This is a genomic window from Agromyces capsici, from assembly GCF_058349965.1.
Genome location: NZ_JBYRET010000002.1, coordinates 20,762 through 36,395 on the forward strand (window position 1 = coordinate 20,762; position 15,634 = coordinate 36,395).

At 73.6% G+C, this 15,634-nt stretch carries 16 protein-coding genes; 14 read left to right on the forward strand and 2 right to left on the reverse strand.

Annotated elements, in window-relative coordinates; genetic code table 11:
• Positions 1 to 3 precede the first annotated feature (3 nt).
• The 5 genes from AC3RKB_RS13965 to AC3RKB_RS13985 all read left to right on the forward strand — a co-directional run bounded on the left by AC3RKB_RS13965 (position 4) and on the right by AC3RKB_RS13985 (position 3,182).
• Positions 4 to 333, forward strand: coding sequence for a DMT family transporter (locus AC3RKB_RS13965; RefSeq protein ID WP_491436869.1), 330 nt, complete (start codon positions 4 to 6; stop codon positions 331 to 333).
• Between the two features lie 146 nt (positions 334 to 479).
• Positions 480 to 911: a hypothetical protein gene (locus AC3RKB_RS13970; RefSeq protein ID WP_491436870.1), complete on the forward strand. Its 432-nt coding sequence runs from the start codon at positions 480 to 482 to the stop codon at positions 909 to 911.
• Entirely contained in the window at positions 905 to 1,132 is a 228-nt protein-coding gene (locus tag AC3RKB_RS13975) for a helix-turn-helix transcriptional regulator (RefSeq protein WP_491436871.1), read from the forward strand. The genes AC3RKB_RS13970 and AC3RKB_RS13975 overlap by 7 nt, the downstream gene beginning before the upstream one ends.
• Positions 1,129 to 2,121 carry an NAD(P)-dependent alcohol dehydrogenase gene (locus AC3RKB_RS13980; RefSeq protein WP_491436872.1) on the forward strand — a complete coding sequence of 331 codons (993 nt, stop codon included), beginning with the start codon at positions 1,129 to 1,131 and terminating at the stop codon, positions 2,119 to 2,121. The genes AC3RKB_RS13975 and AC3RKB_RS13980 overlap by 4 nt, the downstream gene beginning before the upstream one ends.
• Entirely contained in the window at positions 2,118 to 3,182 is a 1,065-nt protein-coding gene (locus tag AC3RKB_RS13985) for an NAD(P)-dependent alcohol dehydrogenase (RefSeq protein ID WP_491436873.1), read from the forward strand. Before AC3RKB_RS13980 ends, AC3RKB_RS13985 begins: the two co-directional genes overlap by 4 nt.
• Here the strand turns inward: AC3RKB_RS13985 and AC3RKB_RS13990 are convergent.
• On the reverse strand, positions 3,158 to 4,126 hold the full coding sequence (locus tag AC3RKB_RS13990; protein WP_491436874.1) for a YeiH family protein: 969 nt from the start codon (positions 4,124 to 4,126) through the stop codon (positions 3,158 to 3,160). The genes AC3RKB_RS13985 and AC3RKB_RS13990 overlap by 25 nt on opposite strands.
• Positions 4,127 to 4,170: 44 nt before the next feature.
• Positions 4,171 to 5,916 (reverse strand): dolichyl-phosphate-mannose--protein mannosyltransferase, encoded by a 1,746-nt coding sequence (locus AC3RKB_RS13995; RefSeq protein WP_491436875.1) that lies wholly within the window; start codon positions 5,914 to 5,916, stop codon positions 4,171 to 4,173.
• 77 nt (positions 5,917 to 5,993) lie between these two features.
• Here AC3RKB_RS13995 and rsmI point away from each other — a divergent pair, with 77 nt between their 5' ends.
• The 9 genes from rsmI to AC3RKB_RS14040 all read left to right on the forward strand — a co-directional run bounded on the left by rsmI (position 5,994) and on the right by AC3RKB_RS14040 (position 15,609).
• A complete protein-coding gene (gene rsmI / locus AC3RKB_RS14000; protein WP_491436876.1) occupies positions 5,994 to 6,818 on the forward strand; it encodes a 16S rRNA (cytidine(1402)-2'-O)-methyltransferase in 825 nt (274 codons plus the stop codon).
• A gap of 73 nt (positions 6,819 to 6,891) precedes the next feature.
• Positions 6,892 to 8,007, forward strand: a complete 1,116-nt coding sequence (locus tag AC3RKB_RS14005; protein ID WP_491436877.1) for an NADP-dependent oxidoreductase — start codon at positions 6,892 to 6,894, stop codon at positions 8,005 to 8,007.
• Between the two features lie 149 nt (positions 8,008 to 8,156).
• A complete protein-coding gene (locus AC3RKB_RS14010; RefSeq protein WP_491436878.1) occupies positions 8,157 to 9,257 on the forward strand; it encodes an NADP-dependent oxidoreductase in 1,101 nt (366 codons plus the stop codon).
• Positions 9,258 to 9,357: 100 nt separating this feature from the next.
• Positions 9,358 to 10,917: a methionine--tRNA ligase gene (gene metG / locus AC3RKB_RS14015; RefSeq protein WP_491436879.1), complete on the forward strand. Its 1,560-nt coding sequence runs from the start codon at positions 9,358 to 9,360 to the stop codon at positions 10,915 to 10,917.
• Positions 10,914 to 11,837 (forward strand): TatD family hydrolase, encoded by a 924-nt coding sequence (locus tag AC3RKB_RS14020; protein ID WP_491436880.1) that lies wholly within the window; start codon positions 10,914 to 10,916, stop codon positions 11,835 to 11,837. The genes metG and AC3RKB_RS14020 overlap by 4 nt, the downstream gene beginning before the upstream one ends.
• A 67-nt stretch (positions 11,838 to 11,904) precedes the next feature.
• Positions 11,905 to 12,804: a 16S rRNA (adenine(1518)-N(6)/adenine(1519)-N(6))-dimethyltransferase RsmA gene (gene rsmA, locus AC3RKB_RS14025; protein ID WP_491436881.1), complete on the forward strand. Its 900-nt coding sequence runs from the start codon at positions 11,905 to 11,907 to the stop codon at positions 12,802 to 12,804.
• 40 nt (positions 12,805 to 12,844) lie between these two features.
• Positions 12,845 to 13,399: a hypothetical protein gene (locus tag AC3RKB_RS14030; protein ID WP_491436882.1), complete on the forward strand. Its 555-nt coding sequence runs from the start codon at positions 12,845 to 12,847 to the stop codon at positions 13,397 to 13,399.
• A gap of 10 nt (positions 13,400 to 13,409) precedes the next feature.
• Positions 13,410 to 14,369, forward strand: a complete 960-nt coding sequence (locus AC3RKB_RS14035; RefSeq protein WP_491436883.1) for a 4-(cytidine 5'-diphospho)-2-C-methyl-D-erythritol kinase — start codon at positions 13,410 to 13,412, stop codon at positions 14,367 to 14,369.
• Between the two features lie 13 nt (positions 14,370 to 14,382).
• Complete coding sequence (locus AC3RKB_RS14040; RefSeq protein WP_491436884.1) at positions 14,383 to 15,609, forward strand: glycosyltransferase; 1,227 nt, start codon at positions 14,383 to 14,385, stop codon at positions 15,607 to 15,609.
• The last annotated feature ends 25 nt before the right edge of the window (positions 15,610 to 15,634 follow it).

A 15,634-nucleotide genomic window follows, 5' to 3' on the forward strand; every position in this document is an offset into this window, starting at 1 on the left:
GTCATGTCGTGGATCGTCCTCATCCTCTCCGGTGTGCTCGAGGCCGTATGGGCTACCGCCCTCGGCAAGTCCGAGGGGTTCACCAAGCTCTGGCCGTCGGTCGTGTTCGGCGTCGCGCTCGTCGTCTCGATGGGCGGACTCGCGTGGGCGATGCGCGGCATCCCGGTCGGCACCGCCTACGCGGTGTGGGTCGGCATCGGCGCGGCGCTCACGGTGATCTGGGCCATGGTGACGGGTGAGACGGATGTCTCGTGGGCGCGCCTCGCGCTGATCGCGGGCCTCGTGGGCTGCGTCGTGGGACTCAAGCTCGTTGACGGCGGCGCGGGGCACTAGTCCTTCGGGGTGCCGGGTTTCGAGACGCGGCGGCTGCGCCGTCGCTCCTCAACCCTCACGAGCGTGCGTACTGTAAAGAATGCTTGACATGGTGTCGGGAATGGTTGACACTGAGCATGTCAAACATTCTTCACACGGGAGGTCGCATGTCGTACGAGGAGAAGGGCACGTGGGTCTACCTCGCGGTGGCCGTCGCCGGCTACGCGGTGTACCTGTCGCTCGTGCTGCCGCAGCTCGCGGGCGGCGTCGCCGTTGAGCAGGTCGACTACGTCACGCCCATGCTCTGGACCATCGGCGGCGCGATCGTCGCCGCGATCGTCGGCCGGATCCTCGTCGAGATCGTGTTCCCGAGCGAGAGCACGAAGGGCGACGTCCGCGATAGGGAGATCGACCGGCTCGGCACTCGAGTCGGCGGCTCGTTCGTCGTGATCGGTGCGCTGGGGGCGCTCGTGCTCTCGATGCTCGAGGCCGACTGGTTCTGGATCGCGAACGTCGTCTACCTGTGCTTCGTGCTCTCCGCCCTGCTCGAGAGCATCACGCGACTCGTCGCCTACCGCCGGGGGGTGCCGACGTGGTGAAGCCGACGCGCGTGACGAACGACATCCGCTCGCTGCGCTTCCGCCACGGCGAGATGACCCAGGCCGAGCTCGCGCAGCGCCTCGGGGTCACGCGCCAGACCGTCATCGCCATCGAGCAGGGGCGGTACTCGCCGTCGCTCGAGATGGCGTTCCAGATCGCACGCGTCTTCGGGGTGGCGCTCGACGACGTGTTCCAGTACCCCGAGGAGGAGGCATCATGAGGGTCGCACTCGCGGAGCGGTACGGTCCGCCCGAGGTCGCCGTCGTGGGCACGCGGCCGCTGCCCGAGCCCGGACCGGGGGAACTGCGCGTCCGCGTGCTCGCCGCGTCGGTCGGGTCCTCAGACGGCGCCGGGCGCAGCGGGAGCCCCTGGTTCGCGCGGCTCGCGTACGGGCTCCGGCGGCCGCGGCAGCCGATCTTCGGCTCCGACTTCGCGGGCGTCGTCGATGCCGTCGGCCCGGGCACGTCCCGGTTCGCGGTCGGAGACCGAGTGTTCGGCGCGACCGGCGCCGCAGCCGGCGCGCACGCCGAGTTCGTGGTCGTGCCCGAGGCGGGCGCGGTCGTGCGCCTGCCCGACGGGGTGTCGATGGCGGATGCCGCGGCCCTCTGCGACGGCGCCATGACCGCGTTGCCCTTCCTGCGCGACGGCGGGCACGTCGGCCCCGGCACGCGCGTGCTGATCACCGGGGCGGCCGGCAGCGTCGGCAGCGCCGCGGTGCAACTCGCCCGGCACCTCGGCGCCGAGGTCACCGGCTCCTGCTCGGCCGAGCATGTCGAGCACGTCCGCGCGCTCGGCGCGCAGCACGTGGTCGACCGCACGCGCGTCGACGCGATGCGCACCGGCGAGAGGTACGACGTCGTCTTCGACGCCGCCGGCAAGAGCACGTTCCGGCACGCACGCGGTGCGCTCGTCGACGGCGGCGTCTACCTGACCACCGTGCCGTCGTGGGCGATCATGCTGCAGCAGCTCACCTCACGGCTCGGCCGGAAGCGCGCCGTGATCATGTTCACCGGCCTCCGTCGCGACGAAGCGAAGCGACCCGACCTCGAGGAGCTCGCGGCACTCGCCGCGGCCGGCGTGATCCGGCCCGCGATCGACCGCGTGCTGCCCATGGAGCGCATCGCCGACGCCTACGCGATCGTCGACACCGGACACAAGCGCGGCAGCGTCATCGTGACGCCGTCGACCGAGACAGGAGCGGGATCATGAAGGCGATCGTCCAAGGCGGCTACGGCGGACCCGAGGTCCTGCGCGTCGCGGAGGTGCCCGAACCGGCGCCCGGGCCGCGCGACGTCGCGATCCGCGTGCACGCCGCGGGGGTGCACGCGGGCGACGTGCGGATCATGCGCGGCGAGCCGCTCATCCTGCGCGCCGCGTTCGGGCGGCGCAGGCCGCGCCGGCCCGTGATCGGCCGCGACGTGGTCGGCACCGTGATCGCGGTCGGCTCCGAGGTCGACGCGCTCGCCGTCGGCGACCGCGTGTTCACCGAGTCCGACCAGGGCGGCTTCGCCGAGGTGGTCGTGGTCGACGCGCCGCACGTGCGCCGCGCGCCGGCGAACCTCGACGACGAGCACGCCGCCGTGATCCCCGTCTCGGGCACGACCGCGCTGCAGGGGCTGCGGCTCGCGAACACCCACGCGGGCGACCGCGTGCTCGTGATCGGCGCGTCCGGCGGGGTCGGCACGTTCGCCGTGCAGCTTGCGGCGGGTCTCGGCGCGGAGGTCACGGGTGTCGCGCGCGCCGCGAAGGCCGATCACGTGCGCGCGGCCGGCGCGACGCACGTGATCGACTACCGCACGACCGACGTGACCGAGCAGCGCGAACGGTACGACGTCGTGTTCGACCTGATCGGCGACCGGCCGATCGGCGCGCTGCGCCGCATCCTCACGCCGCGCGGCACGCTCGTGCTTTCCTCCGGCGGCGGTCCGCGCCTGCTCGGCCCGCTCGGCCGCATCGCCCGTGCATCGCTGCTCGACCTGTTCACGCGCCGGCGGCTCCGCCCTCTCGCGGCGCGCCGCGACGGCGACGACCTCGACGAGCTCCGCCGCCTCGCCGAGGCCGGCACGCTGCGCCCAGTGGTCGACCGCGTGCTGCCGATCGACCGCGCGGCAGAGGCGCTCGCGCTCCTCGAATCCGGGGCCGTGCGCGGCAAGCTCGCGCTCCGCGTCCTCGATCGGCCGCACCCGCCGGCGGCGCCCCGCGACGCGACCGAGGCGACCGAGGCCGACGAGGCCGACGAGGCCGATCAGGCGACGAGCACCGCGCCGTAGGCGAGCGCCGCGACGAGCACCCACGACGCGAGGCCGACCGCGGCCGCACGCCATCCGGTGTGCAGCAGCGCGGCCACGCGCACCGAGGCGCCGAGCGCGAAGAGCGCCGTCGCGAGCAGCGTCGTCTGAACCACGTCGGCCGCGACGAGCACCGGCTCGGGGACGTCGAGGAACGTGCGGACGAGCACCGCGGCCACGAAGCCCGCGATGAACAGCGGCACGATCGCGGGGCGCGGGCCCGCGGCATCCGTCGACCGTCGTCGTTCGATCGCCGCCGCGATCGCGACCATGGGGGCGAGCATCAGCACGCGCGTGAGCTTCACCACGACCGCCACCGCGAGCGCGGCCGAGCCCGCGACCTGCGCGGTCGCGACGACCTGGCCCACGTCGTGCACGCCCGCGCCCACCCAGTGCCCGAAGCCCGTGTCGGTCAGGCCGAGCGGATGCCACAGCGCGGGCAGCACCGCGATCGCGAGCGTGCCGCACAGCGTCACGAGGGCCACCGGATGCGCCTGCTCCTCGTCGCGGGCGCGGGTCGCGGCCGCCATGGCGCCGATCGCCGACGCCCCGCAGATCGCGAAGCCGCTCGCGACGAGGAGCGGTTCGCGCCCGGGCAGGCCGAGCGAGCGGCCGAGCGCCCAGGTGCCGGCGAACGCGAGCACGACGACGCCGACCGTCGTGGCGATGCCGACCCAGCCGAGCCCGGCGATGTCGACCAGGCTGAGCTTCAGCCCGAGCAGCACGATCCCGGCGCGCAGCAGCGTGCGCGACGCGACGGCCAGGCCGGGTCGCAGCACGCCGTCGAGGGCCTCCCGCGTGCGCGGGACCTGCGCGGCGACGATGCCCGCCGCGACCGCGACGGTCAGGAGCGGCACCGCGGGCACGGCGAGGTGCACGAGCCACGCGAGGCCCGCCGCCACCGCCGCGACGGCGAGTCCCGCCATCCGCCCGCCCCACCGGGGTCCAGGCTCGCCTGCCCCGGGAGGGCTCATCCCCATCCCGGCAGCCAGAAGTGCAGCTGCCTGAAGTCGGGCGTGACCGGGATCGCGGTCCACAGCGGCCAGAAGAACACGGAGACGCCCACCGCGAACGCGAGGAAGACGCCCACTGTCGCCAGCCCGCGCACGCGTCGCCACCGCGGGTCGTCTGGCCGGCCGAGCACCAGCGCGATCACGGCGCCGAGCGCGAGCAGCACGTACGGCTCGTACGCGATCGTGTAGAAGTGGAACACCGTGCGCTCGGCGTACAGCAGCCACGGGAGGTACCCGGCCGCGATGCCCACGAGGATCGCGCCCGACTGCCACTCCCGGTAGCGCGCGAACCGGTACGCCACGTACAGCGCCGCGAACGTCGCCGCCCACCAGATCAGGGGGTTCGCGATGCCGATGATCGACGACCAGCACTCCTGTGCGCCGCACCCGCCCGACCCGTCGGCGGTGCTCGCGAAGTACATGTTCGTCGGTCGCAGCATGAGCGGCCACGTGAACGGGTTCGCCTGCCACGGATGGGTCGCGCGCACGCCGACGTGGTACCCGTACGCCGCCTCGTGGTAGTGCCAGAGGCTCTGCAGCGAGTGTGGGACCCAGGCCCAGGCTCCCGTCGCCGCGTTGCCCGGATCGTCGGCCCAGTGCCGGTAGTAGCCGCCGTCGGTCACGAGCCAGCCCGTCCACGAGCCGAGGTACACGACGGCCGCGATCGGCACGAACAGGAGGAAGGTCGCCGGCGCCTGCTTGAGCACGGCGCCGGTGATCCAGAACGGCAGGCCGAGCCGTCGCCGCGACAGCGCGTCGACGAGCACGAGGTACACGCCGATGACGGCGATGAAGTACAGGCCCGACCACTTCACCGCGGTGGCCGCGCCGAACGCGACACCCGCAGCGACCACCCACGGGCGCGCCCAGATCACGGGACCCGCGTAGGGATCGCGGCCCGCCGCGCGCGCCGCGTCGAGTCGGGCGGCCATGCGTTCGGCGGTGCGCGAGCGGTCGAGCAGCACGAACCAGAACCCGAGCAGGCAGAACAGCATGACCCAGTTGTCGAGCAGCGCGACCCGGCTCATCACGATCGCGTTGCCGTCGATCGCGAACAGCAGGCCGAGGATCACCGCGACGAGCGTCGAGCGGAACAGCAGGCGACCGACCATCGTCAGCGCGAACACCGCGATCGTGCCGGCGAGCGCCGTCGAGGCGCGCCACCACACCGCGCTGTCGGCGCCGAACAGCGCCATGCCGAGCCCGATCATCCACTTGCCGAGCGGCGGGTGCACGACGTACGAGGGATCGGTGGAGTACACGTCGGCGTCGCCGCGCACGAAGTCCTCGTTCGCGCCCTCGGGCCAGGTCGATTCGTAGCCGAGGTGCTGGAGCGTCCACGCATCCTTCACGTAGTACGTCTCGTCGAACACGAGCGCGTGGGGGTGCCCGAGGTTCCAGAACCGAAGGATGGCGGCGAGCAGCGTCACCGCGATGGGTCCGCCCCAGTACCAGAGGGTTCGCCGGAGCGGGGTGGACATGCGGCGCGACCACCAGGCGTCCAGCCGGCTGCCCCGGGGTTCGGCGGGCGTGACCGGGACCGGGCCGGTGGCCTCCGTGGGAGCGGCCGACGTCGCGGGTGCGGCCGGGACCGCGGGGGTGGTCGGGGCCGCGGGTGCGTCCGCCGCGTCAGGCGCGTCGGGCGCGTCGGGTCCGCCGGTGCGGGCGGCAGGCGCGTCCGCGCTCCCGCCGTTCACACCCATGCGCCCCACTGTAGCCGCGCGCCGCGCATGATCCGCGCCCCGCGCGCCCCGCGCCATCCGTGCGCCAGACTGGACCGGTGATCATCCTCGCGGCGACGCCCATCGGCAACCTCGGCGACGCCTCGACGCGGCTGCGGCAGGTGCTCGAAGAGGCCGAGGTGGTGGCCTCCGAGGACACGCGGGTCACCCAGCGGCTGCTCGCCGCGCTCGGCATCGCGAACCGGCCGCGGCTCATCGCATTGCACGAGCACAACGAGCGCGCCCGCGCGGCCGACCTCGTCGAGCTCGCGCGCGAGGGCGATGTGCTCGTGCTGAGCGACGCGGGCATGCCCACCGTCTCCGACCCGGGCTTCCCGCTCGTGCAGGCCGCGGTCGAGGCCGGCGTCGACGTCACCGCGATCCCCGGCCCGAGCGCCGTGGTCACGGCGCTCGCCGTGTCGGGGCTGCCGACCGACCGGTTCGCGTTCGAGGGGTTCCTGCCGCGCAAGCAGGGCGAGCGGATGCGACGACTCGCCGAGCTCGCGGGCGACCGCCGCACGCTCGTCTTCTTCGAGGCCCCGTCGCGGCTGGCCGCGAGCCTCTCCGCGCTCGCCGAGGCGTTCGGCGCCGACCGCCCCGCGGCGGTCTGCCGCGAGCTCACGAAGCTGCACGAGGAGGTCCGCCGCGGGCCGATCGGCGAGCTCGCGGAGTGGGCCGCCGCCGGCGTGCGGGGCGAGATCTGCATCGTGGTCGGCGGCGCCGGTGAGCCGGCCCCGGCCGACGCGAACGTGGCAGTGGCGAGGGTGCTCGAGCTCGCGGCATCCGGCACCCGGCTCAAGGACGCGGCCGGGATCGTGGCCGCCGAGACCGGGCTCGGCAAGCGCGACCTGTACGAGGCGGCGCTCGGCGCGCGTCGCGGCTGATCCGTCGCGTCCGACCCTCGCGATCCGCCCTCTGGGGGAGGAGAATCGAACCAGGCGCACGGGGAGGTGCGACATGGTCCACGCGATCAGGTATCACCGGTTCGGGGATCCGGATGTGCTCGCCGTCGAGGAGGTTCCGACGCCCGAGCCAGGCGAGGGCGAGGTCCTCGTCGAGGTCTTCGCCACCGGCCTGAATCCCATGGAGAGCCTCGTCCGGCGCGGCGAGGCGGAGACGGGCGCGCCGGCGGCCTTCCCGCGCGGCCAGGGCCGCGATCTCGCCGGCGTCGTCGCGGCCGTCGGCCCGGGCGTCGACGCGTTCTCGCGTGGCGATGCCGTGATGGGCTATGTCGACGAGGGTGCGCAGGCGTCGCACGTGGTCGTGCCCGCGCGGCAGCTCATGCGCAAGCCCGTGGAGGTGCCGTGGGAGGTCGCGGGCTCGCTGTACACGGCGGGCACGATGGCCTGGTCCGCGGTCGAGGGGCTGGCGCTCGGCGCCCACGACGTCGTCGTGGTCACCGCGGCGGCCGGCGGCGTGGGGTGCCTCGCGGCGCAGTTCGCCCTGCTGCGGGGCGCGACCGTGGTCGGCACGAGCGCGGAGGGGCGGCTGGACTTCCTCGCCCAGTACGGGATGATCCCGCTCGCCTACGGCGCGGGCCTCGCCGAGCGCGTGCGGGAGCGCACGAGCGCCCCGGTCACGGCGTTCCTCGACTTCCTCGGGGGTCAGGCGCCGGACGCCATCGCGCTCGGCGTGCCGACGTCGCGCATCGTCACCGTCCTCGACCGGGCGGCGGTCGAGGAGCACGGGATCGGCGCGGTCGAACCCGGGGACCTCGTCGCGCTGCGGCGGGTGACCGAGCTCATCGCGGCGCACCGCGTGCGGCTGCCGATCGCCGACGTGTTCCCCGTCGAGCGGGTCGCCGACGCCTATCGTGCGCTCGACCGGCGCGACGCGCCCGGCAAGATCGTGCTCGGCTTCCGCGTGGTGCAGTACGGGCAGCAGCGCGTGCACGAGCCCGAGCTGAAGGAGCAGGACGTCACGCTCGGCGTTCCGACGCCGCACGGGCACATCGACGTGGAGGAGTCGGTTCCGCCGGTCATCGGCGACGGCCGCGTCCGCGCCCGGCATCGCGCGGAGCGGGAGGAGCGCGAGCGTGCCAAGGCACGGGGCTCCGTCGACGGCGAGTCCTGAGCCGACGCGGTCCCCCCGTCGGGCGCGTCCGTCGCGTCGGCCGACGCTGCAATTCCATGCACGTGCATGAGAATCACAGGTGGTTCCCATGCCGCTCACACGCCCCGCGCGCACGATGACCCCGACAGCGGAGTCCAGGGGGTGGCGTGATGGCACAGGCAGTGCGGTTCAGTGCATTCGGCGGGCCGGAGGTGCTCGAGATCCAGGAGATCCCGGTGCCCCGGCCGGAGGCGGGGGAGGTCCTCGTCGAGGTCTACGCCGCGGGCATCTCGCCCGTGGAGTCCGCCGTGCGGCTGGGGACGAACCCCGGGCGATGGCCCGTCGAGTTCCCCTCCGGGCAGGGGCGGGAGTTCGCGGGCGTCGTCTCCGAGGTGGGGCCCGGCGTCACGCGCTTCCGGCGCGGTGCGGAGGTCATGGGGTATGTCGCGCGCGGCGCCCAGGCCACCCACCTCGTGGTGCCGGAGGCGCAGCTGCTGCCCAAGCCGATCTCGCTGTCGTGGGAGATCGCGGGCTCGCTCTACGTCGCCGGCACGACCGCGCTCGGCGCGGTCGAGGGCCTCAACCTCGGGCGCGGCGACGTCGTGGTCATCACCGCCGCCGCGGGCGGCATCGGCTGCCTCGCCGCGCAGCTCGCCAAGGCCCGCGGGGCCGTCGTGGTCGGCACGACCGCCGAGGAGCGCTTCGACTTCATCCGGCAGTTCGGCATCATCCCGATCGGCTACGGCCCGGACTTGGCCGAGCGCGTCCGCGAGGTGTCCGGCGCGCCGGTGACCGCGTTCCTCGACTTCCTCGGGGGCCAGGCCGACGAGGCCGCGGCACTCGGCGTGCCGCCGACCCGCGTCTTCACCACGACCGACTGGGCCGCCGTCGAGGACCACGACGCCGTGAAGCTGTACGCCGGCGACACGATCGCACTCGGACGCATCGCGCAGCTCGTCGCCGACCGGCAGGTCCGCCTGCCGATCGCCGACGTCTTCTCGCTCGACGAGATCGGCGACGCCTACCGTCAGCTCGACCAGCGCGACTCCGCCGGCAAGATCGTGATCGGCATGAAGCTGGTCGAGTACAAAGGGCAGAAGGTCAAGCCCGCGCGCCTCAAGCAGCAGGACGTCACGATCGGCGTGCCCACGCCGCACGAGCGGCTGAACGTCGAGGGCGTGCTGCCGCCGGTCATCGGCGACGGCCGGGCGCGGCAGCTGCGCACGGGCCCGACGCCGACGGTCGCCGCCGCGGCACCGTCGATGCGCTGACGCGTGCGTCCGGCGCCCGGCGGAGACGCCCGGCGGGCGGCCCGAGCCCGCGGCATCCCCCCGGCGTTACGCGCCGAGCGCCGCCCGTAGGATTGTCCGCATGGCCGACGCCTCCTCGTTCTACATCACCACGCCCATCTTCTACGTCAACGACGTGCCCCACATCGGGCACGCCTACACCGAGGTCGCCGCCGACGTGCTCGCGCGGTACAACCGGCAGGCGGGGCGCGACACGTGGATGCTCACCGGAACCGACGAGCACGGCCAGAAGATCCTCCGCACCGCGACCGCCAACGGCGTGAGCCCCAAGGAGTGGGCCGACAAGCTCGTCGCCGAGGCGTGGAAGCCGCTGCTCGACACGGTCGACATCGCCAACGACGACTTCATCCGCACGACCGACGAGCGCCACGAGGCCAACGTCCAGAAGTTCCTGCAGAAGCTGTACGACGACGGCCACATCTACACGGGCGAGTACGAGGGCTACTACTGCGTCGGCTGCGAGGAGTACAAGCAGCCCTCCGAGCTGGTCGACGGCACGGGCGAGTACGAGGGGCAGCTCGTCTGCGCCATCCATTCGAAGCCGGTCGAGTTGCTGCACGAGAAGAACTACTTCTTCCGCATGTCGGCGTTCCAGCAGAAGCTGCTCGACCTCTACGAGTCGCGCCCCGACTTCGTGCAGCCCGAGTCGGCGCGCAACGAGGTCATGAGCTTCGTGCGCTCGGGGCTCGCCGACCTGTCGATCTCGCGCTCCACGTTCGACTGGGGCGTGAAGGTGCCGTGGGACGAGTCGCACGTCGTCTACGTGTGGTTCGACGCGCTGCTGAACTACATCACCGCCGTCGGCTACGGCCAGGACGACGAGCAGTTCGCCCGTCGCTGGCCCGCCCAGCACCTCGTCGGCAAGGACATCCTCCGCTTCCACGCGGTGATCTGGCCGGCCATGCTCATCGCCGCGGGCCTCGAGGTGCCCACGGGCGTGTTCGGCCACGGCTGGCTGCTCGTCGGCGGCGAGAAGATGTCGAAGTCCAAGCTCACCGGCATCGCGCCCGCGCAGATCACCGACACGTTCGGCTCCGACGCGTTCCGGTTCTACTTCCTCTCGGCGATCCACTTCGGCCAGGACGGCTCGTTCTCGTGGGAAGATCTGGCCGCGCGCTACCAGGCCGAGCTCGCCAACGGATTCGGCAACCTCGCGTCGCGGGTCATCGCGATGATCGGCCGCTACTGCGACGGCGAGGTGCCCGCCGGCGCCGAGCAGAGCGCCGCCGACCGCGAGATCGTGCGGATCGAGCGCGCGGCGACGGATGGCGCGTGGTCGGCGATCCAGCGCCTGCAGATCCACGAGGCCATCGCGTCGGCGTGGACGCTCGTCGACGCCCTCAACGGGTACCTCACGGTCGAGGAGCCGTGGGCCCTCGCGAAGGACCCGCACCAGCGGGAGCGCCTCGAGACGGTGCTCGCGACGGCGTACCACGGCCTCGGCACCCTCGCGGTGCTGCTCTCGCCGGTGCTGCCGAAGGCGACGGCGAAGCTGTGGTCGGCGCTCGGCGCCGAGGGCGCGGTCGACGACCAGCGCATCGACCTCGCGTACGAGTGGCCGCTCGGCACGCGGGTGTCGGCGCTCGAGCCGTTGTTCCCGCGCGTCGAGGTGGCTGAGTGACCTCTGGCGCGGATGGCGCGGCCCACCTCCGCACGCGGTCCGACGGGGGTCGCGCGGCCGAGTACCCGCCGCTGCCCGAGCCGCTCCGCGTCGCCGTCTACGACAACCACACGCACCTCGAGATCGCCGACGGTGCCCTCCCGCTGACCGCGCACGAGCACCTCGAGCGCGCGGCATCCGTCGGCGTCGCCGGCGCGGTGCAGGTCGGCACGGATGTCGCGACCAGCCGCTGGTCGGCCGAGCTCGCCGCACGCGAGCCGCGCCTGCTCGCGGCCGTGGCCCTGCACCCGAACGAGGCGCCCGGGCTCGCGGCGCGCGGGGAGCTCGACGCGGCGCTCGCCGTGATCGACGAGCTCGCCGGGCAGCCGCGCGTGCGCGCCGTCGGCGAGACCGGACTCGACTTCTACCGCACCGGCGACGACGGGCGCGATGCGCAGTTCCGCTCGTTCGAGGCGCACATCGAGATCGCCAAACGGCATGAGGTCGCGCTGCAGATCCACGACCGAGACGCGCACGACGAGGTCGTCGCGACGCTGCGCCGTGTCGGCGCGCCCGAGACGACGATCTTCCACTGCTTCTCCGGCGGCGAGGAGCTCGCCCGCCTCGCGGGCGAGGCGGGGTGGTACTGCTCGTTCGCCGGCAACCTCACGTTCAAGAACGCCGAGAACCTGCGCGAGGCGCTGCGCGTCGTGCCGCGCGAGCGCATCCTCGTCGAGACCGACGCGCCGTACCTCACGCCGGTGCCGCTGCGCGGCCGGCCGAACGCGCCGTACCTCGTGCCGCACACCATGCGGTTCATGGCCGACGTGCTCGACGCCGACCTCGACGAGCTGTGCGCGCAAGTGGCCGAGAACTCGGTGCGAGCATATGGGTCGTGGAACGAGGGCCTCGCGACATCCGGCACCGCGGGTTCGCCGTGACGCGGCGCGCCGCGACGACGGCCCGCCCGACCTGCCGCACCATCGAGACCGTGCGGGGGAGCAGGGCGTGAACGCGCATCGGCACGAGGCCGACGGCGTCGACCGCACGCCGCGCCTGCTCGGACCCGCCGAGATCCGCGACCTCGCCGAGCTGCTGGGCGTGACGCCCACCAAGAAGCTCGGCCAGAACTTCGTGCACGACGCCAACACCGTGCGCCGCATCGTGCAGGCCGCCGGGGTCGAGCGCGGCGAGACCGTGCTCGAGATCGGACCCGGGCTCGGCTCGCTCACGCTCGGCCTGCTCGAGGCCGGCGCCGACGTCATCGCCGTCGAGATCGACGGACGGCTCGCCGCGCAACTGCCGCACACCGTGAAGGTCATGCAGCCCGGCACGCGGCTCACGGTCGTGCACGACGACGCCCTCCGCGTCGAGGAACTGCCCGGCGAACCCGTGCGGCTCGTCGCGAACCTGCCGTACAACGTGTCGGTGCCCGTGCTGCTGCACCTGCTCGAGCGGTTCCCGTCGCTGCAGTCGGGCATCGTCATGGTGCAGGCCGAGGTCGGGCACCGGCTCGCGGCCGATCCGGGCTCGAAGGTGTACGGCGGCCCGAGCGTCAAGGCCGCCTGGTACGGGCGCTGGCGCATCGCCGGCCAGGTCTCGCGGATGGTGTTCTGGCCGGTGCCGAACGTCGACTCCGTGCTCGTCGGCTTCGATCGCGACGGCGCGCCCGGCGACCCGCCCGGCACCGACGCCGAGCGCGTCGCGGTGTTCGAGCTCGTCGACGCCGCGTTCCAGCAGCGGCGCAAGATGCTGCGGCAGTCGCTCTCCGCGAAGTTCGGCGGGTCGGCCGCGGCCGCGAGCGACGTGCTCGTGCGCGCGGGCGTCGACCCGCAGGCCCGCGGCGAGCAGCTCACCGTCGACGACTTCCTGCGGATCGCGCGCGCCGCGGCATCCGTCGCCGACTAGGCCTTGCGGTCGCGCCCGCGACCGGGAGTACGGTGTGGGCATGACGGACGGCAGCATCGGATCCTCCCGTGACGCCGCGGGCGAGCGCTCGGTCCAGGACGCCACCGGGAAGTCGCGCGAGGAGTGGTTCGCCATCCTCGACGACGCCGGCGCCTCGGGCTGGCGGCACGCCGAGACGGCCGCGTGGCTCGTCGCCGACCAGGGCGTCGACCCGTGGTGGTCGCAGCACGTGACCGTCGCGTACGAGCAGGCGCGCGGCATCCGCGACCCCGGGCAGCGACAGGACGGCACGTTCGAGGCGAGCGTGTCGCGCACCGTCGGGCTCGAGCCCGTCGCCGCGCTCGAGGCGCTCGCCGACGTGGTGGCCGCCGAGACCGGCGTCCAGCCGCTCGCGCGCAACACCTCGGCGCGGCATCCGACCGCGCGGTTCCACCTCGACGGCGGCGAGTTCCTGCTCGCCGGGTCGAGCCCGCGCGACGAGGGGCGGGCCTCGATCTCGCTCACGTGGGGTCGCATGCCCGACGGCTCGCGCATCGCCGATGTCAAGGCCGCGATGCGCGAGTGGCTGGCGCGGGTCGACGAGCGCATGCCCTAGCGTTGATCGCATGACGTTCGCGGCGACCGACGAGGCGGTGCACGTCCGGGCGCCCGGCAAGATCAACGTCTTCATGCGCGTCGGCGCGCTCGACGCCGACGGCTACCATGACGTCGCGACCGCCTACCAGGCGGTGTCGCTCTATGAAGACGTGCGCGCCTGGCCCGACGACGAGTTCTCCGTCGCGTTCTCGGGTTCGGTCGACACGTCGCTGCTGCCGACGGATGCCTCGAACCTCGCGATCCGCGCGGCGAAGCTGCTCGCCCGCCACGCGGGCGTTCCCGGCGGCGTGCGCCTCGAGATCGACAAGCACGTGCCCATCGCCGGCGGCATGGGCGGCGGGTCCGCCGATGCCGCAGCGACCCTCGTCGCGTGCGATGCGCTCTGGGGCACGGCGCTTCCGAAGGAGGAGCTGCACGCGCTCGCGGCGTCGCTGGGCGCCGACGTGCCGTTCGCGCTCTCGGGCGGCACTGCGATCGGCACCGGCCGCGGCGACCGGCTCAGCCCGGCGCTGGCGACCGGGTCGTTCCACTGGGTGCTCGCCGTCGCCGAGTTCGGGCTCTCGACGCCCGCGGTGTACCGCGAGCTCGACCGCCGGCGCGACGCGGGTCAGGACCCGGCATGGCGCGACCACGCGCACGGCGCGGCCGTCGCGCTCGACTCGCCCACGGTCGACACGGCCGTGCTGCAGGCCCTGCGCGCCGGCGACGCGCGGCGGCTCGCCCCCGCGCTGCACAACGACCTCCAGTCGGCCGCGCTGGCGCTCGCGCCGGGCCTCGCGGGCATCCTCCAGCTCGGCGAGGACAACGGTGCGCTGGCCGGACTCATCTCCGGCTCCGGGCCGACCGTCGCATTCCTCGTCGACGACGCCGACTCGGCGATCGAGCTGCAGGTCGCGCTCTCCGCGGCGCGGCTCACCGCGGTGCGCGTGCACGGGCCGGTGCACGGCGCCCGCGTCCTCACGCGCTGACGGCGCCGGCGTCATGGCCGCGATCGTGTTCTGTCCCGTCACGTTCAACCTCGCCGAGGTGACGCGCATGATCGAGGTCGCCCGCGCGCTCGACCCGCGGCACACCCCGGTGTTCATGGGGTACGAGGAGGACTTCGCGCAGCTCATCACCGACGCCGGCTTCGACTACCGCGCGGCCGCACCGGCGATGACCGCTGCCGAACGCGAGCAGGCACTGCGATTCGACCAGGGCCGAACGCTCCGCAGCCCGTTCACCGACGAACTCGTCGGCGCGCGCGTCGATGCCGAGCGTGCACTCATCCGCGCGGTCGACGCCGCGGCGGTCGTCATCGGCACGAACGCGACCTCGATGATCTCGGCCCGCGCCGAGCACGTGCCCCTGTTCTACGCCGTCCCCTTCGCCCTGACGCGGCCCCACGTCGAGCAGACCCGGCGACTGGGCCTCGTCCGCGGGTCCGGCCGCGGAGCCGGAGCGCTCGATCGGATGGCGACGGGCGCACTCCGCTGGGCGTACACCCATGCGCCGCTCGCGCCACGCGCCTTCTCGCGCGTCGCACGGGCGAACGGCGTGCGGCCGCTCCGGACCGTGGTGTCGCTGCTGGAGGCCGATCGGAACCTGCTGACCGTCATGCCGTGGGAGCTCGAGGGGTACACGCTGCCCGACGGCTACGAACGCGTCGGCCCGATCTTCGCTCGCCTCGACCTGCCGATCCCCGACCTCGTCATCGAGCTCGCCCGACGCGACGACCCGCTCGTCTACCTCGGGCTGGGGTCGTCGGCCGGCAGGGAGCTCGCACTGGCGGCGGCGGACCGGCTGGGCCGGCTGCCGGTGAACGTCATCGCGCCGATCCGGCACTACGTGCGGCCGGGCGACGTGCTGCCACCGAACGTGCACGTCACGGGGCTCCTGCCGACGCACCGGCTCGGCGGGCTCGTCGACGTCGCCGTGCTGCACGGCGGACAGGGCACCGTGCAGGCCGCGTGCGCCGCGGGTATCCCGTTCGTCGGCATGGGACTGCAGCCCGAGCAGGTCTGGAACGTGGACGTCTGCGTGGCGCAGGGGAACGCGATCGCGCTCGCGCCGAAGCAGGCGAGGACGCCGGCGCTCGCCGACGCGGTCACGCGCCTGCTCGACGATCCGGCGTTCCGGATGGCCGCGGATCGCATCCGTCGCGCGTACGAGGGCGAGGACGGCGCCCGGGCGAGCGCGCGGATCATCGAGCGCTCGATCGCGGCGTAGGGGCGGAGCCCCCGGCCGGGCAGCC